This window comes from Brevibacillus soli, assembly GCF_044759095.2.
Classification (GTDB): domain Bacteria; phylum Bacillota; class Bacilli; order Brevibacillales; family Brevibacillaceae; genus JBIYSM02.
Genome location: NZ_JBIYSM020000039.1, coordinates 1 through 21,851 on the forward strand (window position 1 = coordinate 1; position 21,851 = coordinate 21,851).

At 53.0% G+C, this 21,851-nt stretch carries 19 protein-coding genes; 18 read left to right on the plus strand and 1 reads right to left on the minus strand.

The window, feature by feature from the left end:
• Positions 1 to 287 precede the first annotated feature (287 nt).
• From ACE99V_RS15565 to ACE99V_RS15605, 9 genes are all read left to right on the plus strand, one after another.
• A complete protein-coding gene (locus ACE99V_RS15565) occupies positions 288 to 1,241 on the plus strand; it encodes a ketopantoate reductase family protein (RefSeq protein WP_400492084.1) in 954 nt (317 codons plus the stop codon).
• Positions 1,225 to 1,623, plus strand: coding sequence for a DUF3397 domain-containing protein (locus ACE99V_RS15570; protein ID WP_400492085.1), 399 nt, complete (start codon positions 1,225 to 1,227; stop codon positions 1,621 to 1,623). The genes ACE99V_RS15565 and ACE99V_RS15570 overlap by 17 nt, the downstream gene beginning before the upstream one ends.
• 34 nt (positions 1,624 to 1,657) lie before the next feature.
• Positions 1,658 to 2,215, plus strand: coding sequence for a helix-turn-helix domain-containing protein (locus ACE99V_RS15575; protein ID WP_400492086.1), 558 nt, complete (start codon positions 1,658 to 1,660; stop codon positions 2,213 to 2,215).
• Between the two features lie 117 nt (positions 2,216 to 2,332).
• Positions 2,333 to 3,961, plus strand: coding sequence for a bacillithiol biosynthesis cysteine-adding enzyme BshC (gene bshC / locus ACE99V_RS15580; RefSeq protein ID WP_400492087.1), 1,629 nt, complete (start codon positions 2,333 to 2,335; stop codon positions 3,959 to 3,961).
• A gap of 46 nt (positions 3,962 to 4,007) precedes the next feature.
• Positions 4,008 to 5,066 carry a hypothetical protein gene (locus ACE99V_RS15585; protein ID WP_400492088.1) on the plus strand — a complete coding sequence of 353 codons (1,059 nt, stop codon included), beginning with the start codon at positions 4,008 to 4,010 and terminating at the stop codon, positions 5,064 to 5,066.
• A 12-nt stretch (positions 5,067 to 5,078) separates the two neighbouring features.
• The gene (locus tag ACE99V_RS15590) at positions 5,079 to 5,255 is read left to right on the plus strand and encodes a hypothetical protein (protein ID WP_400492089.1); all 177 of its coding nucleotides are present in this window, start codon (positions 5,079 to 5,081) and stop codon (positions 5,253 to 5,255) included.
• 125 nt (positions 5,256 to 5,380) lie between these two features.
• On the plus strand, positions 5,381 to 6,790 hold the full coding sequence (locus ACE99V_RS15595; RefSeq protein ID WP_400492090.1) for an MBOAT family O-acyltransferase: 1,410 nt from the start codon (positions 5,381 to 5,383) through the stop codon (positions 6,788 to 6,790).
• An 18-nt stretch (positions 6,791 to 6,808) separates the two neighbouring features.
• Positions 6,809 to 7,864 carry a hypothetical protein gene (locus ACE99V_RS15600; protein ID WP_400492091.1) on the plus strand — a complete coding sequence of 352 codons (1,056 nt, stop codon included), beginning with the start codon at positions 6,809 to 6,811 and terminating at the stop codon, positions 7,862 to 7,864.
• A gap of 125 nt (positions 7,865 to 7,989) precedes the next feature.
• On the plus strand, positions 7,990 to 9,021 hold the full coding sequence (locus ACE99V_RS15605) for an S-layer homology domain-containing protein (protein ID WP_400492092.1): 1,032 nt from the start codon (positions 7,990 to 7,992) through the stop codon (positions 9,019 to 9,021).
• Positions 9,022 to 9,247: 226 nt separating this feature from the next.
• On the opposite strand, the gene ACE99V_RS15610 is transcribed toward ACE99V_RS15605, so the two are convergent.
• Entirely contained in the window at positions 9,248 to 10,534 is a 1,287-nt protein-coding gene (locus ACE99V_RS15610; protein ID WP_400492093.1) for an APC family permease, read from the minus strand.
• A 135-nt stretch (positions 10,535 to 10,669) separates the two neighbouring features.
• On the opposite strand from ACE99V_RS15610, the gene ACE99V_RS15615 reads away from it, so the two are divergent.
• The 9 genes from ACE99V_RS15615 (at position 10,670) to ACE99V_RS15655 (ending at position 21,753) form a co-directional block, all read left to right on the plus strand.
• Entirely contained in the window at positions 10,670 to 11,560 is an 891-nt protein-coding gene (locus ACE99V_RS15615) for a LysR family transcriptional regulator (RefSeq protein ID WP_400492094.1), read from the plus strand.
• A gap of 76 nt (positions 11,561 to 11,636) precedes the next feature.
• Positions 11,637 to 12,287, plus strand: a complete 651-nt coding sequence (locus ACE99V_RS15620) for a class I SAM-dependent DNA methyltransferase (protein ID WP_400492095.1) — start codon at positions 11,637 to 11,639, stop codon at positions 12,285 to 12,287.
• A 65-nt stretch (positions 12,288 to 12,352) separates the two neighbouring features.
• The gene (locus tag ACE99V_RS15625) at positions 12,353 to 13,612 is read left to right on the plus strand and encodes an adenosylhomocysteinase (RefSeq protein ID WP_400492096.1); all 1,260 of its coding nucleotides are present in this window, start codon (positions 12,353 to 12,355) and stop codon (positions 13,610 to 13,612) included.
• 150 nt (positions 13,613 to 13,762) lie between these two features.
• Positions 13,763 to 14,194, plus strand: a complete 432-nt coding sequence (gene mraZ, locus ACE99V_RS15630) for a division/cell wall cluster transcriptional repressor MraZ (RefSeq protein WP_400492097.1) — start codon at positions 13,763 to 13,765, stop codon at positions 14,192 to 14,194.
• 15 nt (positions 14,195 to 14,209) lie between these two features.
• On the plus strand, positions 14,210 to 15,154 hold the full coding sequence (gene rsmH / locus ACE99V_RS15635) for a 16S rRNA (cytosine(1402)-N(4))-methyltransferase RsmH (protein WP_400492125.1): 945 nt from the start codon (positions 14,210 to 14,212) through the stop codon (positions 15,152 to 15,154).
• A gap of 12 nt (positions 15,155 to 15,166) precedes the next feature.
• Entirely contained in the window at positions 15,167 to 15,565 is a 399-nt protein-coding gene (ftsL2, locus tag ACE99V_RS15640; protein WP_400492098.1) for a cell division protein FtsL, read from the plus strand.
• 117 nt (positions 15,566 to 15,682) lie between these two features.
• Positions 15,683 to 17,977 carry a penicillin-binding protein gene (locus tag ACE99V_RS15645; protein ID WP_400492099.1) on the plus strand — a complete coding sequence of 765 codons (2,295 nt, stop codon included), beginning with the start codon at positions 15,683 to 15,685 and terminating at the stop codon, positions 17,975 to 17,977.
• 270 nt (positions 17,978 to 18,247) lie between these two features.
• Positions 18,248 to 20,167 carry a stage V sporulation protein D gene (locus ACE99V_RS15650; protein ID WP_400492100.1) on the plus strand — a complete coding sequence of 640 codons (1,920 nt, stop codon included), beginning with the start codon at positions 18,248 to 18,250 and terminating at the stop codon, positions 20,165 to 20,167.
• A gap of 110 nt (positions 20,168 to 20,277) precedes the next feature.
• Positions 20,278 to 21,753 (plus strand): UDP-N-acetylmuramoyl-L-alanyl-D-glutamate--2,6-diaminopimelate ligase, encoded by a 1,476-nt coding sequence (locus ACE99V_RS15655; protein ID WP_400492101.1) that lies wholly within the window; start codon positions 20,278 to 20,280, stop codon positions 21,751 to 21,753.
• Positions 21,754 to 21,851 lie beyond the last annotated feature (98 nt).

Sequence of the window (21,851 nt, forward strand, 5' to 3'; positions counted from 1 at the left end):
AAAAACGAAGCAACGGGGGCTTAGTTTGCTATTGCCAAAAAGGCCTGTTCTAAGTCACTTAGATTTTCAGGGTAGAATTTATAAATTTGGACATCCAATACAGCCACTCGGAAAGTGCTCGGGGCCCCGCCCGGCGAAGCGTTAGCTAATGCCGGGTGGGTTTTCTTAGTTTTTTTGCAATTTTGCATTCTTTCCCTGCAATGAATTGATGGACGCAACAATCTTTGGTATGCTTGGGATAAGTATTGATTAATGTAGGTGAACAGAAGCAACTGGAGGGCATATTTATGCATGTGGTTGTAATTGGGGGGGGTTCGGTGGGACTGCTGCTCGCCGCACGACTGCGCATTGGCGGTCAGTCCGTTGAACTGGTGACCCGCAGCCGGGAGCAGGCCGAACAGATCAACCGCGACGGTATTCTCCTGCGGCGATTGGACGGAGGCGCGGAAAAGGTCATGGTCCCCGCCGGCAACATCCATTCGCCCCTGCCGTCAGGCCATGTGTATCTGCTTGCCGTGAAGCAAACAGATGTGTCCAATGTGATTCCCCTGTTGCGCCATCTCCCCCGCCATGCACGCGTACTTGCCCTGCAGAACGGCATGGGTCACCACGAGCTGTTGAGCGATGCGCTGTTTCACGATCAGTGCTTTTTCGCCATCAACACAGAGGGTGCCCGCCGCGTTTCTCCAACTGAAGTTCAGCATACGGGCAGCGGCCTCCTTCGAATTGGGCCGTGGGACAGGCAGGACAAGCGCGATCTTTTGATCTCCTCCTTTGTCGAAAAGGTCAATGACTGCGGCATCCCGGCGGTGTATGCAGACGAGATCAGTTCCTACGCTTGGCGGAAGCTTGTGGCCAATGCATTAATCAACCCGTTGACGGCATTGTTCGAGGTACCAAACGGGACTTTGCTCGACTCCTTTTCTACCTTGCAGCTCATGCGGGACATGTTTGCCGAAGCAGCGGCTGTTGCAGCCAGCTGCGGGCAAAAAATTCATGAACCGCACTGGCAGGAAATTGTAACCATATGCCGAAATACTTCCCAAAATTACTCATCCATGCTACAGGATGTGTGGAAGGGGAAGCCGACGGAAATCGACTCCATCAACGGCTTTCTGGTCCGACAGGGGAAGAGGGCAGGCATTTCGACACCGCTGCACGAGACAGTCCTACGCGCGATTCTCCTCAAAACGACTGTGCCATTGTTGAGAGGGAGGGCAAAGGATGGCCGTATTGGTTAGCATTTGGTCTTATTTATGGGGAATCCTGACCGCTTTGCCTTTTGTCGGCTTTCTTCTTGTATATGTGGTCGCCTATTTGTGGAAGCGGGATCGGCGTCTGGCCGTACGCTGGGCCGTGAATATTACGAATTTTTTGTTGATTCACGCGGTGATCGTTGCCTATGGTGTGATTTGGCCGCAGGCCGTGTCCGCCTGGTGGTGGGTTGTCGGCTTTTATCTGGTAGTCGTCGGATTGCTGGCCTGGCTGCAAATCAAACTGAAAGGCAAAATTTCTCTGCGCAAGATTAGTTTTTCGACCTGGCGGCTGACGTTTTTGCTGTTTGGTCTTGTCTATCTGGTGTTGTTTACAACAGGCATCTGGAAAACGATGAGCGTAGTTTGAGAGTATCATTTTCTGACAGAAAGAAGGTAGTAAGATGCGGCTTCCCATCGAATCGATTGGAAACAAAATTCGAATGATTCGGAAAGAGAGGGGGTTCACACTGGAGACAATGGCCAGCAAAACCGGGCTGAGCAAAGGCTTGTTAAGCCAGGTGGAGCGGGGAATTTCCCAGCCCTCTCTGGACTCTCTCTGGAAAATTACAAAGGCACTTGAGTCCTCCATTATCCACTTTTTCGAGGATATCGACCAAAAGCACGTGCACGTTACGCGTGTGCAGAAGCGAAGACAATTGGTCTTTCCGGAATCGGCCGGCACCTTCTCCCTGCTTTCCACGGGAAGCAACGCCAAGCTGGGCATGCTGGAGGTTCGGCTGCAACCGGGCCAGCTAGTGCTTGACCAGTTTGTACAAGCGGAAGGGGAAGAGTGCTTCGTGGTCATCAGAGGCAGCGTGCTGGTTCGCTTCAGTGATGAAGAATACGTGTTGGAACAAGGCGACAGCATCTCATTTGACAGCGCCAAGCCGCATTCGCTGGAAAACACCGGCGAGGAAGAGGCGGTACTGATCTGGGCGGTCACTCCGCCGCAATTCTGAATGAACAACAGGAGAAGATTACACTTTGACAACCCAATGAAGCGGGTTGTCTTGTTTTTTGTTTCCTAGGGGCGTGGTATAATTTGCTTTGACATGTAACAGAAAGGTGAGCATCGCATGATCATCAAAAGCGTTTCGCTTCCATTGGCGAATCGGTTGGCCCATGACTACCAGCAAGGGAAGGCTGACGCGCTGCAATTTTTTCAATATCACCCGTATCGAAGCGAGTCGTACCAGGAACGGATTCGCTGGCTGAACGCCCACTCCTGTTTGCACCGGGACCGACTTGCGGATGGGTTATCCCACTACAATACACAAATGGGCAACCATCCAAACGCGCTTGCGCAGATCGACAAGCTGCGCCAATCGGACACGTATGTGGTGATTGGGGGGCAGCAAGCTGGAGTGCTCACGGGACCGCTTTACACGATTTACAAGGCGATTCACCTGATCCAGACGGCACGCAAACTGCAGGAAGATCTGCAGGTGCAGGTTGTACCGGTATTCTGGATTGCCGGTGAAGATCACGATATTGATGAAATTGATCACTTGTACTGGCTGACGGACGATGAGACAGCCGTCTTTAAAGGGAAAATCGAATGGAATCGAAAAGGACGTGTCTCCGCGAGTCATCTCAAGCTGGAGCAAGCGGCCTGTCACCAGTTTATCGAGAGGTTTTTACAGGATCATACGGAGACAAGAGAGACGACGGCGATTCGCGATCTGATGAAGCGGACGGCCGCCGAATCGGAGACGGCGGCGGACTGGTTCGCCCGTCTGATGGCAGCCTTGTTTGGCAAGCACGGTTTGGTACTGGTGGAGTCCTCTCTCCCGTTTGTCCGAGAGCTGGAGAAACCGTTATTCCAAAGATTGATCGAACAAAATGAACAGATTGCGCAGCTTCTTGTAGAATCGGAGGCCCGGATTGAAGAGGCGGGCTATCAGCCGCAACTGCAGGTGGATGCCAATCAGGCAAACCTGTTTATCTACGAAGGACAGGAGCGGCTGCTGTTGGAGCGGGTCGGCGAACGATATCGGACCAAGGACCGACGCCATTCCTATACGAGAGATGAGCTGCTCGCACTCGTGGATGCCGAGCCTCAACGTTTCAGCGCCAACGTTGTCTCCCGCTCGTTGATGCAGGAGCACCTCTTTCCCACTCTCGCCTTCATCGGGGGACAGGCGGAGGTAGCCTACTGGGCGTATTACCGGCAAATGTTTGCTGCGTTGGGATACCAGCTGCCGATCGTTCTGCCCCGCATGTCCGTCACGCTGATAGAAGGGGCGATCGCACGGCAGCTTAACCAGCTGGAACTGCCTGTGGAGACGGTACTGACACGCTTTTCCGTTTGGAAGGAAGACTGGCAGAGCCAACAGGAGCCGGATCCACTGGGAGAGCGGTTTGCAGAGACAAAAACAGCGCTGGAGAAGTTGTACCGGCCGCTCGTTGACGAGGTAATTGAACGGGATCCCGGCCTTCGTGAGCTGGCCGAGAAAAACTTTGACAAACTGCTCGCACAGGTAGCTTTTTTGGAAGATAGGTTGAACCGCTCTGATCGTCGAAGGGAGGACGTCTCCCATACGCGGGTGAAGCGCATTGAAGCCGCTTTACTCCCGGAGGGTGTTTGGCAGGAACGGAAACGGTCCTTTTTCTCTTTTGCCAACAAACACGGTTTGTCGCTGCTTGATCGACTCGTCCAAGCACCATTCGCATTGGACGGCAGTCATCAGATCGTCTACTTGTAATGACCAATGATGCCAAACTGCTTGAATCAAGCGGTTTGGCCTTTTTTTGTCGGATATTTCATGTGAATGGTATAATCTGGGTATTAAATCGTCCGGGGTGATTTCGATGTGGGTAAACCCTTTTCCTCGTATCGAAACAGGTGTGAATGCCATCGAGCAGATGTCATTTGAAGATGCGCAAGCGTTTGTGAATTTTGTGATTCTGGTGCCGGCTTACCTTCCGGAGGGTACTGTATTGGCCGGAGTAACGGTCAGAAAGGAAACGTCAAAGACACGCTCTTCCATTCGTTTTGAAGTGATAGGCCAAAACCGTACTTTTCGGGTGAAGCAGTTTTTTTACGATTGGTCGATACCGGGTATTTATGCGGATACAAACCTGGTCGGGCAGGGAGAACCATTCGTGCTACACGGTGTTGCCGGTTTTATCGGCCGTGATTATAAAGGAAATGATGCTGTCGCTTACGCCCGATGGTTTACGCAGGTTGAGATTTCTGTTCTCACCGGACAATTTTCCCGAGAAGATCTGCTCTCGTTTTGCAACGGTTTGGTTCCGGCCGTGCCAGCTGCTGTGTCGAACATCGGAGAAAAAGCATATGCGGTAACGAGTCACACCGCCAGGTTTCATGTTCCTCGTTGGTCCCAGGATGATCCCATTAATCGGGTACACTGGCAAGCGGCAGATCTCTTTGACAGCAACGATTCCTCCGATGATGTTCGATTACCGCCGATTCAGTTTCAAGACTTTATCTGGGATTCTGTAGGGAGGTATCATCAAGCGGATGCCATGGAGTATCAGATCTTATTGCGCGATGAGAACAATCATACAGACTGCATCTGGATCTGGTGTGCTCCTAAATCTCTGGCAAGTCCATTTCCGGAAACGTTTGGGGCCAATATCGGGAAGCGAACAAGATGGAACATCGAAAGGATTTGGGTTTCGGAGTTGTCGGTTATCCTATGCGAGCAAGCAACAGCAGTACCCGGATGGCAGCTGCACTGGAAAACGCGGGAATACGACTATCATATCCATATAAGGGCAAATAACAGAGTAACCAGGGAGCACGTGGTAGAGCTGGCTAAACACATGATAAATAAGAATTCATAAGGAGGGGGCATCATGTTCTGGATCTGGTTTGGAACTGTTGCAGCGATCGTTCTCTTTGGCGCCTGGCTGGCAGATCGTAAACGAAGGAAGAAAAGATATCCGGAGGAATGCCGCCAAGAGACCATACGAAACGCGCAGCACACTGATGAAAAGCTGGCAGAATCGATGACCAGGATGGACAGACCATAGCAGACAGGGGTTCGGGGTAGTAACAGGAACTGGCTGGAAAAGAGTCTGTTCTACTATTGACCCCCTATTTGGAAAGAGGTATAGTTACAACCGAGTATTTTACGAGAGAAAGGATGCTCTTTCCAGTGCTCTTTAATTCATACGAGTTTATTTTCCTGTATCTCCCGGTCACGTTTGCCATTTACTTTTTATTGAACCGGTTTCGCCTGACAAAAGCGTCCATCGGCTGGCTGGCTGTGGCCTCGCTGTTTTTCTACAGTTGGTGGAATATTGCCAATTTGCCATTGATGTTGGGCAGCATCGTGTTCAACTACACGATTGGAACCTTGCTGGCAAAGGGAACGCTGGCGCGAAGTCTGGGAAATAAGCCGGTCCTTGTCTTCGGGATCGCTGTCAATCTGGCGTTTCTCGGGTATTACAAGTACGCTGACTTCATGATCACGAACGTAAATGCCCTGTTCGGGACTGAGCTTGGACTTCTGCATCTGGTACTGCCGCTCGGCATCAGCTTTTTTACCTTTACGCAAATTGCCTACCTGGTCGATACGTACCGGGGGGAGAGCAAAGAGTACAACTTTATCAACTACATATTGTTCGTGACGTTCTTCCCGCACCTGATTGCCGGGCCGATTCTGCACCACAAGGAAATGATGCCGCAGTTTGACAGCGTACGCGCCAAGCTGATCAACTGGCGCAACATCGCGCACGGCCTTTTGTTGTTTGCGATCGGTCTCTTCAAAAAGGTAATCATCGCCGACACCTTTGCCATGTGGGCCAACCCCGGCTTCAAGGCCACGTATCTGACGCTGACGGAAGCATGGGCAACCGCGCTGAGCTACACGTTTCAGCTCTATTTTGACTTTTCCGGATATACCGACATGGCGCTTGGGATTGCCCTCTTGTTTAACATCAAGCTGCCGCAAAACTTTGACTCGCCGTACAAAGCGACCTCCATCATCGACTTCTGGCGCCGCTGGCACATGACGCTGTCCCGTTTTTTGCGCGACTATCTGTACATAGCCCTGGGCGGGAACCGCAAAGGAAAGGTTCGCCGGTATCTGAATCTGATGATTACGATGGTGCTCGGCGGATTGTGGCACGGGGCTGCCTGGACGTTTGTCTTTTGGGGCTTCCTGCACGGAGCCGGATTGATGGTCAACCACTTCTGGCGCTCCCTCGGCCTGCGCATGCACTGGCTGTTGGGCCGCATCGTGACGTTTCTGTTCGTCGTCGTGGCCTGGGTTTTTTTCCGTGCCGAGAGCTTCGGACAAGCCCTGGTCGTGTTGAAAGGGATGGTGAACTGGCAGCACACTGGGCTGCTGACGGCAGGCATTACCCCTGCCTTGCCACAGGGGCGGATTGAACTCTTCTATCTGGCCGTTACCTATCTGTTCGTCAACGTCTGGAAAAACAGCCTGGAGTGGGACAAGTCATTCAAGCCGAGTCTGAAATGGGCGTTGGTCGCCTCGCTGTTTATCGTCGCCGGCATCTTTGGCTTGAACCGCGTTTCCGAATTTCTTTACTTCCAGTTCTAAACTTCAACGGAGGACGTTATGAAGCGATATAGAAAATGGTCCCTGGTTGTCTTGACGATGACGCTGGGTCTCTTGGCTCTGTTGGTGTCGCTTAATTTTGCGGTGGACCCGCTGCAATTTTACCGCAAGGCATGGTATGAGGCATCCTTTTCCACCCAGCAGCGCTATCAAAACCCGGGGTTAGCAAAACATTACGATTACGATACGATTATCGTCGGCACATCGATGACGGAAAACTTTCTGTCGAGCTACGTCAACGCAAGGCTCGGGGGCAAAACCTTGAAGCTCTCCATGTCAGGGGCGACGTCCAAGGAGCAGTACATGATCGCCAAGCTGGCCATCGACACGGGAAAAGTGAAGCGCGTCATCTGGGGTGTTGACTACTTTGCCCTGCGCGGAGAGCCGGACCGGGTTCGCGACGAATTCGGACCGTTCCCCCACTATTTTTACGACCGCAACCCGTTTAATGACATCAAGTATCTGCTCAATCTGGATACGACAGCGGATACGGTGAAAGCACTGCAGGCCGCTCTTGGGATCATCAAGCCGGATAACACCGATCTGGAGCGGTTGAACACCTGGACACAGTACACGTTCAGCAAAAAAATCGTTCTGGCCGAGTGGAACAAAGTGATGAGCGGCGGATCCTTTGTGCCGAGTGAATACGAATTTGACAACATCAAGCAAAACCTGAATGAAAATATCATTCCGCTGATTCAACAGAACAAGGAAATTCAATTTATCCTGTACTATCCGCCGTACTCCATCCTGCAGCACCGCTTCTTCTACGAAAAGAGCCCGGCTCTGTTTGAAAACGAGCTGGCGACCAAGCGGTACCTGTATGAACAGGTAGGTTCTTTGCCGAATGTCCGGATCTATGACTTCCAACAGGATGAGGAAATCACGTTCAACCTGGACAACTACAAGGATTTGGCTCACCACTCGGCAAAGATCAACGAATACATTATCGACTCCATTGCAGCGGGGACACACCGTGTGGATGGGAACAATCTCGCCGAGACGATGGAAGAGCTTCGTCGACAGGTAGAGTCTGTGCAGGTAAACAAGCTGTAACGATATAGAATCCAGGAGCCTTACACTGCGGAAGGCGGCTTGGATTTTTTTCTTTTGAAACATATTCTTTCATGATTCGTCATATGGAATGTCAGGTGATTTTCATAGAAAGGGGGTATGGCTTCATGCGACGCCGTTTGAAACCGTTCCGCATGCTGATCATCGGCATGGCGGTGATCCTCGGGCTGCTTCCCGCCAGTCCGACTCACGCGCATTCGGGCGTGGAAACGACCCTTAGCGCCTTTGCGGACATCAAAGGACACTGGGCGGCAGGCGAAATTGGTGACATGGTGCAAAAAGGAATCGTCCAAGGGTTTCCAGACGGCAGATTCCGACCGGATCAGCCGATTACACAGGAACAGTTCATGACGCTGGTACAACGGATGCTCCCGTCATTCCCGGGACGAGAATTTGACGAATATACCCGCGAAACCTACTTGTCCGCGGTAAAAGGACGCTGGTCCGAGAAAGCCTACACCAACCTGCTGGCGGCAGGGATTATCGCCTACGGGAAGCCCGATGGGAAAATAAGTCGGGTGGAGGCGGCGCGAATTCTGTTGGCGGCGCTGGCGAGTCAGTCGGAAGGGGAAAAGTACCGCGGCACCAAGGCGCAGTTTTTTACAGATATCCACGTCTCTGACGAATATGAAGTGATTACCGTCTACCCGATCTATAAGCTGGGGATGATGACGGGATTCCCGGACGGGACGTTTCAGCCGGAGGGAATGCTGACCCGTGCCCAGTCTGTTGTGCTGTTGAAGCGGCTGCAGCAGAAAATCAAGGAGCTGTATCCTGCTAACGTGGATGCGTCCGCCAAGCAGGCGATGATCGCGGCGGTGAAAACCTTCGTGGAAGATGTGATGGATCAACGGAAGATTCGCCGGTTTGACGAGCTAGTCAAGTATGTCCAGGAGAATAAGCTGCCGGTATCCCAGAAGTTTCTCGAAGAGCATTTTGTCTTCATGAAATATGAAGCAACCGACTACATCAGCTTCCCGCAGTTCAACGAGCTTCTCTACTTCGCTCGAATCACAGACAACAAGTACCGTATGACCGTTCAGTACTACTCCGGCGAGCTGGGTGGCAGCGTCGACAGAACCTTTTACCTGTCTTCCCAAGATGGTAAGGCATTTCAATTGATCGGAAAAAACGAATAAAAAGTAAACAGAGAGACGAAGGTACGGAAAAACGGGCAAAGTGAAGGCGGCCAAACCAGAATCGGCAATCAGGCAGTCAGGTGATATTCCGTACCCTTACTCTGGGACCCTACGCTAGCAGGTCGTCACAGCTCGCGGGTAGCTTGAGAGAATCGGTCCCTCTACAAAACATTGGTTTCTCAACAAACTGAGAGTAAGGAGCGAACCCTTACTCTTTTTATCTTTCCTACGCGGACAAATCGGATTGGGCAGACGTCTTTCGTTTCTCCCAGATCCACAACGAGGCGACGATCACCAGCGGATACAATGCCGACCAACCGAGAAACGGGTAGAGTCCGATGGTCACCACAAGAGAGATCCACGCGGCAATCTTGCCGATTTTGCTTTCTTTCAGCAGCCGCACACCGGCGAAGCAGCCCCCGATGTAGGTGGCGAAAAATGTCGCGTTCGGCAGTTCAATCAGCCGGGCAAGGTCGATCCAGCCGCAGGCGAGAACCGTGAGCACCAAGGCGAAGCAAAGGGTCAAAAAGCTTAATCCGCCGATGGGTGTTCGATGGGTGGGATGCAGCTTTCCGAACCACTTCGGGGCGATGCCTTCTTTGGACAGGGAGTAGGCGATCCGGGACGCGGCACTGATGTAGGCGTTGGCGGTGGCGATACATATGAACAGGGCAGTCACGGCTACGATCCACCCGCCTGCAGGACCGAGGGAAAGCTGCACCATCACGCTAAGGGATGCCTCCGACAAGCCGTTGCCGTAGCTGTGGGTGGCGACAGTCATGAAGGCAACACCAAAGTATAGAAGTGCCACGATGCCTGCACTCCAGAGCACGCCCTTTATGGCATTTTTCTGCGGGTCGACAAACTCCTCGGAGAGATGGGTGACCGCCTCCCAACCGATGAAGCACCAGAACAGCAAACCTGCTGCCTGTACGACGCTCAGCCAGCCGTTCGGCACGAACGGGGTAAAGTGGACTGAATCATAGTGCGGCAGCGAGGTGGCGATTGCCAGCAGCAGGATCGCCAAGATGAGCGAGACCACAATCGTCTGTACTTTGCCCGCGAGCTGGAGTCCAAAGAGGTTCATGGTCAGAACCGTGATCAAAATCAATGCGGCTGTTATATACACCTGTACATCGCCCCACTGCAGCAGCACGGAGACGTACTTGGACCCGGTGACCGACAATATGGGCGCACCGATCGGCACAGACAACAGGAAAAACCAGCCGACCATATTGCCGAAGCGATCGCCATACGCGAGCCGCACGAAGTGGGACACACCCCCGGAACTGGGATAACGGGCTGAGAGCAAACCCATCGTAATCGCCATCGGGATCACCAGGACGGACATGACCAGCCAGGCAAGGATGGAAGCAGGTCCCGCTTTTTCAGCCGCCAATCCGGGGATCAGCAGTATGCCCGAACCAATGACCGCCCCGATATACAAAGCGACAATCTGCGGAAAAGACAGCGTCTTTTCTAGGCCAGCCGTTTTCGCTGACGCATTCTCCATTTGAAATCCCTCTCTTTGCTAAACGTAGATGTGATCGATAGATCAAGTGTAGCATAGACGTGCGTATCGGCATTATCTATAATAATTGATCATATACATCGGTATTTCCGATTTTAAACAGGGGAGAGAAGAGGCATGGACACCCGTTACTTGCAAACATTTCGTGAGGTGGCCAAATGGCAAAGCTTTACGCGGGCTGCCGAGGTTCTGGGCTACGCTCAATCGAGCGTCACGACGCAGATTCAAAATCTGGAGAACGAATTCGGCGTCACCCTGTTTGAGCGCTGGGGGCGGAAAATTCGCTTGACCCATGCCGGTGAACTATTGCTTGGTTACAGCGAACAGCTGTTGGCGGTGTTGGAGGAAGCGAGAGTAAGCCTGTCTGAACAGTCGCAGATGGCTGGTACGTTGACGATCGGCACTGTAGAATCGTTAGCCGCCTTTTACCTGCCCCCGTACTTGCAGCGGTTTCGGCAGGAGCATCCCAAGATGAAGGTGCTGCTCCACCCTGGCATCTGCAGCGAGCTTCGTCAAGGGGTAAAGGACGGAACGTTTGATTTTGTGGTCGTGCTTGACTGGCTGCAAACCCACCCGGATCTCACCTGCATCAACCTCGGGGAAGTAGAGTTGGTTGTGATTGCCGCACCTGATCATCGACTCACCCAAAAACAGCGGGTTACTGCGACTGATTTTGCCGGGGAGAACTGGATTTTTACAGAGGCTGGCTGCAGCTACCGGTCGATGATGGAACAAGTGCTCCGGGACGCCGACACTCCGATCGAAACCTCGCTGGAGTTTGGCAGTCTCGAGGCCATCAAGCAGTGCGTGGCCTATGGGTTGGGCATCGCACTTGTACCGCGGCTGGCAGTGATGGATGAGGTCGAAAAAGGAAAGCTGGCGGTGCTTCCTTTTTCCCACCCCGACATACGCGTCTACAAGCAGCTTGTCTACCACAAAAAGAAATGGATGCCGCAAGCGCTTCGGAGGTTTCTTGACATGTTGACGGATGAAGCCGGTTCGGTATAATGTGTTAATGTCACGAAAACATATTGGAATAGTGTGATTTTCGTTCCCTCTTTTTGACAGAGAAGGAGTATACACCATGAGTACACATGATTTTACCGAATTGTTCGATCAATGGGCCCCTGTCTACGACGAGACGGTCCACGACTCGGAAGGGGAGTACAACGAAGTGTTTGCAGGCTACGACCAGATCCTCGCCGAGGTCGTGAAGCGCATTCCCCCCGGTGCGAAGGACGTGCTCGAAATTGGCGTCGGAACAGGCAACCTGTCGCGATTGCTGGCGGATGCTGGCTATCGCGTCATTGGTGTGGAGCCATCCGAACAGATGAGACAGCAGGTAGCGGCCAAACATCTGGCCATTGACTTAAGAGAAGGGCACTTTCTGCAGCTGCCTCTTGGCGCGGAAGAGCGCGTGGACGCCATCGTCAGCACTTATGCGTTTCATCATCTGACACTCGTGGAGAAACGAGAGGCGCTCTCTACGATGAAGCAGCTGCTGCGTCCTGAGGGCGTCATCGTCTTCGCAGATACCTGCTATGAGAGCGAAGCGAGCAGAGCCGAGGTATTTGCCCGCGTTCGTGCCCAGCAAAAAGAGAACCTGCTCCGCGATCTGGAAACGGAGTTTTACGAGCTGCACGAAGATCTGCGAGAAGCGTTCGCACAAGCGGGTTTATCCGTATCGTTCACACGGATGAACCGCTTTGTCTGGCTGATGTTGGCAAGGTTGTGATAAGATAAAGAGTGAGTGTCTCAGTAAATCCACGTAGTGTTGCCACTAAGAAGGAGGTTCTTTTCGTGAACATGGTTTCTGAAAGCATCGTAAAAGATATGTCCCTGGCCCCTAACGGCCATCTGAAAATCGACTGGGTAAAGGAACACATGCCGGTCCTGAACCGCATTCGTGAGCGCTTTGAACAGGAAAAACCGTTCGCGGGCCTGAAAGTAGCCATCTCGCTTCACCTGGAAGCAAAGACCGCTTACCTGGCAAAAGTGGTTCAAGCGGGCGGCGCGGAAGTAACCATCACCGGTTCCAATCCGTTGTCCACACAGGATGACGTATGCGCAGCGCTGGTGGAAGACGGCATCCGCGTATTTGCCAAGTACAACCCTTCTCCGGAAGAGTACAAGGAGCACCTGATCAAAACGCTGGAAACCCGCCCGGATCTCATCATCGACGACGGCGGCGATCTGGTTACCATTCTGCACAGCGAGCGCCGTGATCTCTTGAGCCAGGTGCGCGGCGGCGCGGAGGAGACGACAACCGGTATCCTTCGCCTGAAAGCCCTGGAGAAAGAGGGGAAGCTGGAATTCCCGATGGTCGCTGTAAACGACGCATTCTGCAAATACCTGTTTGACAACCGCTACGGTACCGGCCAATCCGTTTGGGACGGCATTAACCGTACGACCAACCTCGTTGTGGCGGGGAAAACGGTAGTCGTTGTCGGCTACGGCTGGTGCGGCAAAGGTGTAGCCATGCGTGCCAAAGGCCTGGGTGCCAAAGTAATCGTTACGGAGATTGACGCGATCAAGGCGATCGAAGCGTACATGGACGGTTTTGAAGTCATGCCGATGAGCGAAGCGGCCAAGCACGGCGACTACTTTGTGACCGTAACCGGAAACCGCGACGTCATCCGCAAAGAGCACTTCGAAGTGATGAAAGACGGAGCGATCCTTTCCAACGCAGGCCACTTTGATGTCGAAGTGAACAAAGTGGAACTGGAAGCGCTGTCGACTTCCAAGCGTGTCGTTCGCAAAGACATTGAGGAATTTGTCATGGCAGACGGTCGAAAATTGTACCTGTTGGCAGAAGGGCGACTGGTCAACCTGGCTGCAGGCGACGGTCACCCGGCAGAAATCATGGACATGACCTTTGCTTTGCAAGCCGTTTCGCTGGAATATGTAAACAAGCATTACGAATCCATCGGCAAGCGCGTACTCAACGTGCCGTACGAGCTGGACGAGACTGTTGCCCGTTATAAACTGGAGGCGCTGGGCGTGTCCATCGACAAGCTGACCGAGGAACAAAAAGCATATTTGGACAGCTGGGTCGAATAAGCCGCAAAATCGGTATTTTCCCGCTGAAAAAATCAACGAAAAAATCCTGCTTACAAATGCAGGATTTTTTTTTATAATGATGAATAGTAGCCAAGTGGGGAAAAGTGGGGGAAAGTGGAGACCTTCGGGGGGAAAGTGGGGGGAACGGGCGTGTTCATGGGTGAATATCAGCACAGCATCGATGATAAGGGACGCCTGACCATTCCCGCCAAATTCCGTGAAGGACTCGGGCAATCCTTTGTTGTTACCCGCGGCTTGGATCAGTGTTTGTTTGTTTACCCCATGGATGAGTGGAAAGCGCTGGAGGAGCGGCTCAAGTCTCTCCCGTTCACCAAAGCGGATGCTCGCGCATTTACGCGCTTTTTCTTCTCGGGAGCTACCGAATGCGAGTGGGATAAGCAGGGAAGGGTAAATATACCGCCAACCTTGAGGGAGCATGCCGGCATCCAAAAAGAGTGCGTCGTGATCGGCGTATCCAACCGCGTTGAGATCTGGAGCAAGGAGAAGTGGGAATCCTACTTCGAAGGTGCCGAAGACTCGTTCAGCGAAATCGCCGAGAAGCTGGTGGATTTTGGATTTTAACTTGTGGCATCGGGAGTGACTTCATTGTCGTTTCATCATATTACCGTTTTATTAAACGAAGCTGTGGAGGGCTTAAACATCCGTCCGGACGGTACATATCTAGACTGTACGCTTGGCGGAGCCGGGCACAGCAGTCTCATCGCTTCCAAGCTCGGAGCGGACGGCAGGCTGATTGCCATTGACCAGGACGACACCGCTCTGGCCAATGCAAGAGAGCGGCTTGCTCCGTATCTGGATCGAGTGACACTGGTAAAAAGCAATTTTCGCCGCATCAGGCAAGTCGTGCAGGAATTGGGCTTGTCGGGTGTGGATGGAGTGCTGTTTGATCTGGGGGTCTCTTCCCCTCAGTTGGACGAAGGAGAGCGGGGGTTCAGCTACAATGCGGATGCACCGCTCGACATGCGGATGGACCAGCAGTCGCCGCTGACTGCCTACGATGTTGTGAACGACTGGGAAGAAGAAGAGCTGGCCCAACTGATCTGGGAGTATGGAGAAGAGAAATTTTCCCGCCGAATTGCCCGGCAAATTTCCCTGCATCGGAAAAAGGCTCCCATTCGGACAACCGGAGAACTGGTAGAAATTATCAAGGAAGCGATTCCGGCCGCCGCCCGCAGAACGGGACCGCATCCCGCAAAACGCACGTTTCAGGCGATCCGCATCGCCGTGAATGACGAACTCAATGCGTTTCGGGAGGCAGTCGTTGACGCCATCGAGCTTCTCCGTCCGCAGGGAAGGGTAAGTGTCATTACCTTCCACTCTCTCGAAGACCGGATCTGCAAGCAAGTGTACCAGGATTACGCCAAGGGCTGTACATGTCCGCCGAGCTTCCCCATTTGCACGTGCGGCAACCAGCCTGTTGTAAAAATCATTACCCGCAAGCCGATCGTACCGTCGGAAGCGGAACTGACCGAGAATCCCCGCGCCCGTTCAGCCAAGCTGAGGGTGGCCGAGAAACTGTAAGGAGGGAGAGGAATGAGTTATTATTACCGAGGAAATCTCGCTGTGGAGCTGGAAAAAAACCACTCCAGGAAGAAGACCAAGCGAACCATAAAGATAAAACCGTCCATTCCTACCGGCGAAAAGCTTTTATACTTGCTCTTCATTTCCATTATCGTCGCCGGAGCGGGATTTGTGGGCGTCCGCTACTCGGAAATCTCCCAATACAATTACGAGATCCAGAGTCTCCGAAAAGAAATACGCATCAACCAGGAGAAAAACGCTGCGCTGCAGCTGCAAATTGAACAAATGAGCAATCGCGACCGGATTGTTGCGGAAGCGGAAAAGATGGGGATGGTCTCCAATCCGGGTTCTGTTCACGTGATTGGTCAAAACGATTCAACAGGGAAAACAAAAACAGGCATGACAAACTAAGATGTTACCAGCATAGTCTCGGTAACATTTTTTCTTCACAGGGGAATCTTCCATTGTTGCCGCCAGTTGAAAAAGGGAAATGGAACTTGTGAACGTTGAACGGTGAGGTGAAGCAGCATGGAAACAAAACGTCGAGTCAACTGGCGCATTTTGTTCCTGGCGTTTATGACGATTCTGGTTTTTTCCGGACTGACGGTTCGACTCTGGTGGATTCAGACCGTCGATGCCGCCTGGATTATGGATGAGGCGAAAGAACAGTGGGACTGGAAAAAGAAGCTGAAGCCAAAGCGGGGGGAGATTCGGGACCGAAACGGCGAAGTTCTGGCATACGAGGGGAAGGCGTATACGGTGAACGCCACGATGCCGCCCCGCAACGAACAGGAGGCCAAACGAATCGGGGACAATTACGTCAAAGACCCGTACTACACGGCGACCAAGCTGTCCCCCATTCTGAACGTTCCGGTGGACAAGCTGTTGCAAAGCCTGACCAACCAGACCAGCCTCTACGTGGAACTGGGAAGAGCGGGAAAGAAGATTACGGAAGAGCAAAAAAAGCAGATCCTGGATGTTCAGTATCCGCGATTGCCGAATGGGGAGCGTTCGGAAGTAAATCAATTGCCGGGAATTTTCCTTACGGATACGACCCGCCGCTTTTATCCCAACAACGGCTTTGCTTCTCATGTCCTCGGGTACATGACCTATGAAGATGAGGCCAAAATGGGAATCGAGCTGCAGCTCGACAAGGAACTGCGCGGTGAAATGGGAGAACTGCAGGTGCTGACCGACGCAGCCGGCTACCAGCTGCCGGAGGGGGAAAACATCTATAAACCGGCGAAGGACGGGCTCAACGTATACCTGACCATCGACCAACAGATTCAGGATTACGTGGAACAGGCCTTGGACAAGACGGAACAGGAATACAAACCGAAAAAAATGACAGTCATCGTCTCGGACCCGAACACCGGAGAAATTTTGGCGATGGGCAACCGCCCGCAGTTCAACCCCAATTCGTACTGGAATATTGAGAACTTTACCAACCACGCCGTCAGCAGCATGTTTGAACCTGGATCAACCTTTAAAATTATCACCTTGGCCGCAGCGATTGAAGAAGGGTTGTTTAACCCAAATGAAACCTATCAATCCGGTTTGTATAAAAAAGTGCCCGGCAAGGCGATTCAAGACCACAACAACGGACACGGCTGGGGAAAGATCACCTTCCTCGAAGGCGTGCAGCGTTCCAGTAATGTAGCGTTCGTCATCCTGGGCTATGAGCGGCTGAAACAGGAACTGTTGAGTAAATACTTCGACCTGTTCGGCTTCACCAAAAAAACAAATATCGACTTGCCCTATGAGAAAAAAGGGATTATGACGGATTTGAAGAATCCCCGTTCGCCGCGCGACGTGGCCGTTACCACCTTTGGTCAAGGGGTTGCCGTAACCGCCATTCAACAGGTGGCGGCAGTAGGCGCCATCGCCAACGGCGGGGAATTGCTGAGGCCTCACATTATCAAGGAAATGAGGGACCCGCATACAGGTGCAGTGGTGAAGCGAAACGAACGTGAAGTCGTCCAGCGCGTTGTCTCTGAAAAAACAGCAAAGCAGGTTCGCGATATTCTGGAGACGGTTGTCACAGGAGAAGCAGGAACAGGTAAAGCATACAATATCGAGGGATACCACGTAGCGGGGAAAACAGGTACGGCACAAAAATACGACGAGCAAACCGGCAAGATCATGGAGGGGCGTTACATCGTGTCCTTTATCGGCTTTGCTCCGAAGGACAATCCTCGGCTGCTGGTATACGTGGTCGTAGACGATCCCGAAACCGACCTGCCCTCCAGTTTGCTGGGAAGCAAGGTTGTAGCTCCGATCTTCAAATCGGTTATGGAGCGAAGCTTGCAGTACCTGCAGCAAAAACCTGAGATTCAAGCGGCCGTTCCGCCATCAGGCAAACAGGTGCCTGCCCAGGCGCAGGAGCTCATGATGCCCAAATTTGTCGGCATGTCCGCCACGGCGGCGCAGTTGCGGGCCAAGAAGGACGGCTTCCAGGTTACTCTCATGGGCAATGGTACCAAAATTGTGGAGCAGTACCCGGTCCCGTACGATATGGTCCTGCCCAAAGCAAAGATCGTGCTGGTTACGGATCGCGTAAAAGGTACGAAGATGCCGGATTTCAAAGGAAAATCGCTGCGGGAAGTGATGGAATTCGCCTCTCTTTTGCACATGCAGGTAACAGTCAGTGGAACCGGTTTCGTCGCCCAGCAAAGCATTGCGCCCGGGACTGCGATCTCGGGCAGCGAAAAGCTGCAGGTGACGTTGAAACCGACATCGGATATCATCCCAGCGGAATCTGAACCATCTGCAGAAGGCGTATCTCCGCCTGCAGCTGAGGCTGAAACGACGGCATCCCCATAGCAGTTCTAACCAGTCCCCCCGGTGAATAGGGTAAGAAAAGAGACAACCTGTTTATATATCCCCCTACGGGGATCTGGGTGTGGCTTCGCGAGGTTGTCTCTCGAGGTAGCATCGCCACGATGAAGCACCCTTCGGGCACCTGGGTGTGGCTTCGCAAGGGTGTCTCTCGACGTAGCATCGCCACGATGAAGCACCCTGCGGGCACCTGGGTGTGGCTTCGCAAGGGTGTCTCTCGACGTAGCATCGCCACGATGAAGGGGGGACTGCGCTGTGCGGGTATCCAATGTAACCGTACGCCGCCGTATTTTTATCGCACTTGCGATCGGCATTGTCTTGTATAGCGCATTGATTACTCGTTTAGGGTACATTCAACTGGTGCAGGGGCAGTGGCTGCAGGATGAAGCGAAACAATTGTGGGGCCGTAATATCCCGTTTGAAGCAAAACGGGGCAAAATACTCGACCGTAACGGCAACGAGCTGGTGACCAATACAAGCGTCCCCTCCGTCATGGCCATTCCTGCGCAGATCAAGGATCCCCGCGACACGGCCAAAAAGCTGGCCGTCATCCTGGGACAGAAGGAAGAGGATATTTACAAGGCGATTACCAAGCGGGTGCTGATCAACCGCGTGCCAGGAGGTCGCAAGATTTCTGCGGAAAAAGCAAGGCAGATTCAAGAACTGGCCCTTGCGGGAATTCAGGTAGCCGAAGACACCGAAAGGTTTTATCCGAACGGCGCGTTCGCTTCCCATCTGCTCGGCTTTACCGGCATTGACAACCAGGGGCTGACCGGATTGGAGCGCGTCTACGACAAGTTCCTCAAGGGCACGCCAGGCTATGTTTCTTTCCCTGCGGATGCCCGCGGTCGAATGATGCCTGGGGAATCGGAGCAGTACGTGGCACCCATTGATGGCATGGACATGTATTTGACCATAGACAGTACGATACAGTCGTTTATTGAGAGGGAACTGGATCAAGCGATGGTGGCGTACCAGCCGGACGACGTGATTGCCATCGCGATGAACCCCAAAACGGGTGAAATCCTCGGAATGGGCAGCAGGCCCACCTTTGATCCCGGCAAATACAGGGAGTACCCGACGGAAACGTTTGACCGCAACCTGCCCATCTGGAAGACATACGAGCCGGGGTCTACCTTCAAGATCGTGACCCTGGCGGCCGCCCTGAACGAAGGTGTAATCAAGCTGGAAGAGGGTTTTTTTGACCCCGGCTACATTATCGTCGCCGGCAAGCGACTGCGCTGCTGGAAACGGCAGGGCCACGGGCAGGAAACCATGCTGGAAGTAGTGGAAAATTCCTGCAATCCCGGTTTTGTGACGATGGGACAGCGGCTGCAAAAAGAGCGGTTGTTTGAGTACATTAAGAAGTTTGGTTTTGGGCAAAAAACGGGAATCGATTTGATCGGTGAGGAAAACGGATTGCTGTTCAACCTGAAAAACGTCGGTCCGGTGGAACTGGGGACAACTTCATTCGGACAGGGCGTCTCCGTTACGCCCATTCAGCAGATGGCCGCGGTTGCGGCGATCATCAACGGCGGCAAGCTGATGAAGCCATTTGTTGCCAAGGAGTGGCGGGACAGCGTGACCCACGATGTCGTCGGCCGGACGCTTCCGACCGAAGTGCGCCAGGTCATCTCCTCCGAGACTTCGGCCAAGGTGCGTTACGCACTCGAGAGTGTTGTGGCCCGAGGGACGGGGGGCAAAGCCTTTATCGACGGATACCGCGTCGGCGGCAAGACCGGTACGGCTCAAAAGGTCAGGAACGGCCGCTATATGGACGGGGAGTATATCGTATCCTTTATCGGTTTTGCGCCCGCGGATGACCCGCAAATTCTCGTCTACATCGCGGTTGATAATCCCAAGGCGCTTGCGTTTGGCGGTTTGATCGCCGCCCCGAGCGTCAGAAGCATCTTGGAGTCGTCGCTACAATACCTGAAGGTGCCAAAGCGACAGAACCAAATCCAGAAGGAATACGTTTACCCCGACAAGCGCTATCTGGAAGTACCCAATATGATCGGTCTCAGCCTCAAGGAAGTTGCCACCACGTATGACACGCTGCCGTTGGTCGTCGACGGCAAAGGCAGCCGTGTCATCAAGCAGTCACCCGCGCCCGGAGAGAGGATCGAACAGGGATCAAAAATTCGCATCTACCTTGGTGACAAATCAGCCAATTAGCATTACAATATGTCGGGTGGGAGAGACGTAAAGGCTCTCTTCCTCCCAACCGTTTTGTACAAAACGGTATTCTTTTGTCTATACTAGTGGGAGAATGGGGTGCCATTGTCATGTTGTTAAGGGATCTGCTTGCACCTCTGTTGCCGGTTCGGGTAATAGGGGAGGACAGCTTAGAAATTACTGGATTGACGGCAGATTCACGCAAGGTGAAACCCGGAACTCTCTTCATTTGTTTGAGAGGGTTTACCGTAGATGGTCATACGTTTGCGGCAAAGGCAGTAGAACAAGGAGCCGTTGCCGTACTTTCCGAAGAAGATGTGGACGTGCCAGCCACCGTTGTCAGGGTACCTGATACCCGTCGGGCAATGGCGATGCTGGCTGACCGTTTTTACGGCTCGCCCACGCGTGAACTGAAGCTGATTGGCGTCACCGGAACCAACGGAAAGACCACCACTACGCATCTCATTGACAAGATTCTGCGCGACCAGGAAAAACGGACCGGTTTGATCGGTACCATTCACATGCGGATCGGCGACGTAATCGAAGAAATCAAAAACACCACACCGGATGCTTTGGAACTGCAGCAAAGTTTTCGCCGCATGCGCGACATCGATACGGAATATGCCATTATTGAGGTCTCTTCTCACGCTTTGGAGTTGGGACGCGTACGCGGTTGCGACGTACATACCGCTGTGTTCACCAACTTGACGCAGGATCATCTCGACTACCACAAAACCATGGAAAACTACCGATACGCCAAGTCGCTGCTGTTTTCCCAACTGGGAAACAGCTATGACCCCGAACGCTTGAAGACGGCAGTGCTGAATGCAGACGATGAGGCTTCCAAGCTGTTTGCAACGGTAACACCTGCGCGGGTCATCACCTACGGCATAGACCGGCCGGCTGACGTGCGGGCGGTGGATATCGACATTACCAGCCGCGGAACCTCGTTTACGGCGCACACATTTGCCGGATCGATCCGGATGAACTTGAAGCTGATGGGCAAATTCAACGTATACAATGCGCTGGCTGCCATCGCCGCCACATTGGCCGAAGGAGTGCCGCTAGCCGACATCAAAGCAAGTCTAGAAGAAGTTGCAGGCGTTAGCGGACGCTTTGAATCGGTCGACGCAGGTCAGCCATTTACCGTAGTGGTTGACTACTCGCATACGCCGGACAGCCTGGAAAACGCGCTTCTGACCGTCAAGGAATTTGCCAAGGGGCGAATCTTTTGCATCGTCGGTTGCGGCGGAGATCGCGACCGAACCAAGCGCCCAATTATGGCGCAAATTGCAACAAAATATGCGGATGTTACCGTCTTAACATCAGATAATCCTCGCTCCGAGGACCCGCACGCGATCCTCGACGACATGCTTGCCGGCATCAAACATGTGGCGCCGGACCGTTATGCCACGCTTGTGGACCGACGGGAGGCGATCCGCTTTGCTGTTTCCCAAGCGAAGGAAAAAGATGTCGTGCTGATCGCCGGCAAAGGGCATGAGACCTATCAGATCATCAAAGGACAGGTCCTTCCGTTTGACGACCGCCTGGTGGCGCGGGAGGCTATTTTGGAAAACAACCAATGATACGGGTACAGTTGTGTGAATAGCATCAGAGAAAGCACCCTTGGGCACCCGAATTTGGCTTCAGAGGAATGTAACTCGACGTAGAATTGCCAGAGGAA

Coding starts and splice junctions, on each gene's coding strand:
- ACE99V_RS15565 (WP_400492084.1), top strand. CDS start 288: ATGCATGTGGTTGTAATTGGGGGGGGTTCGGTGGGACTGCTGCTCGCC.
- ACE99V_RS15570 (WP_400492085.1), top strand. CDS start 1,225: ATGGCCGTATTGGTTAGCATTTGGTCTTATTTATGGGGAATCCTGACC.
- ACE99V_RS15575 (WP_400492086.1), top strand. CDS start 1,658: ATGCGGCTTCCCATCGAATCGATTGGAAACAAAATTCGAATGATTCGG.
- bshC (WP_400492087.1), top strand. CDS start 2,333: ATGATCATCAAAAGCGTTTCGCTTCCATTGGCGAATCGGTTGGCCCAT.
- ACE99V_RS15590 (WP_400492089.1), top strand. CDS start 5,079: ATGTTCTGGATCTGGTTTGGAACTGTTGCAGCGATCGTTCTCTTTGGC.
- ACE99V_RS15600 (WP_400492091.1), top strand. CDS start 6,809: ATGAAGCGATATAGAAAATGGTCCCTGGTTGTCTTGACGATGACGCTG.
- ACE99V_RS15605 (WP_400492092.1), top strand. CDS start 7,990: ATGCGACGCCGTTTGAAACCGTTCCGCATGCTGATCATCGGCATGGCG.
- ACE99V_RS15610 (WP_400492093.1), bottom strand. CDS start 10,534: ATGGAGAATGCGTCAGCGAAAACGGCTGGCCTAGAAAAGACGCTGTCT.
- ACE99V_RS15615 (WP_400492094.1), top strand. CDS start 10,670: ATGGACACCCGTTACTTGCAAACATTTCGTGAGGTGGCCAAATGGCAA.
- ACE99V_RS15620 (WP_400492095.1), top strand. CDS start 11,637: ATGAGTACACATGATTTTACCGAATTGTTCGATCAATGGGCCCCTGTC.
- ftsL2 (WP_400492098.1), top strand. CDS start 15,167: ATGAGTTATTATTACCGAGGAAATCTCGCTGTGGAGCTGGAAAAAAAC.
- ACE99V_RS15645 (WP_400492099.1), top strand. CDS start 15,683: ATGGAAACAAAACGTCGAGTCAACTGGCGCATTTTGTTCCTGGCGTTT.
- ACE99V_RS15655 (WP_400492101.1), top strand. CDS start 20,278: ATGTTGTTAAGGGATCTGCTTGCACCTCTGTTGCCGGTTCGGGTAATA.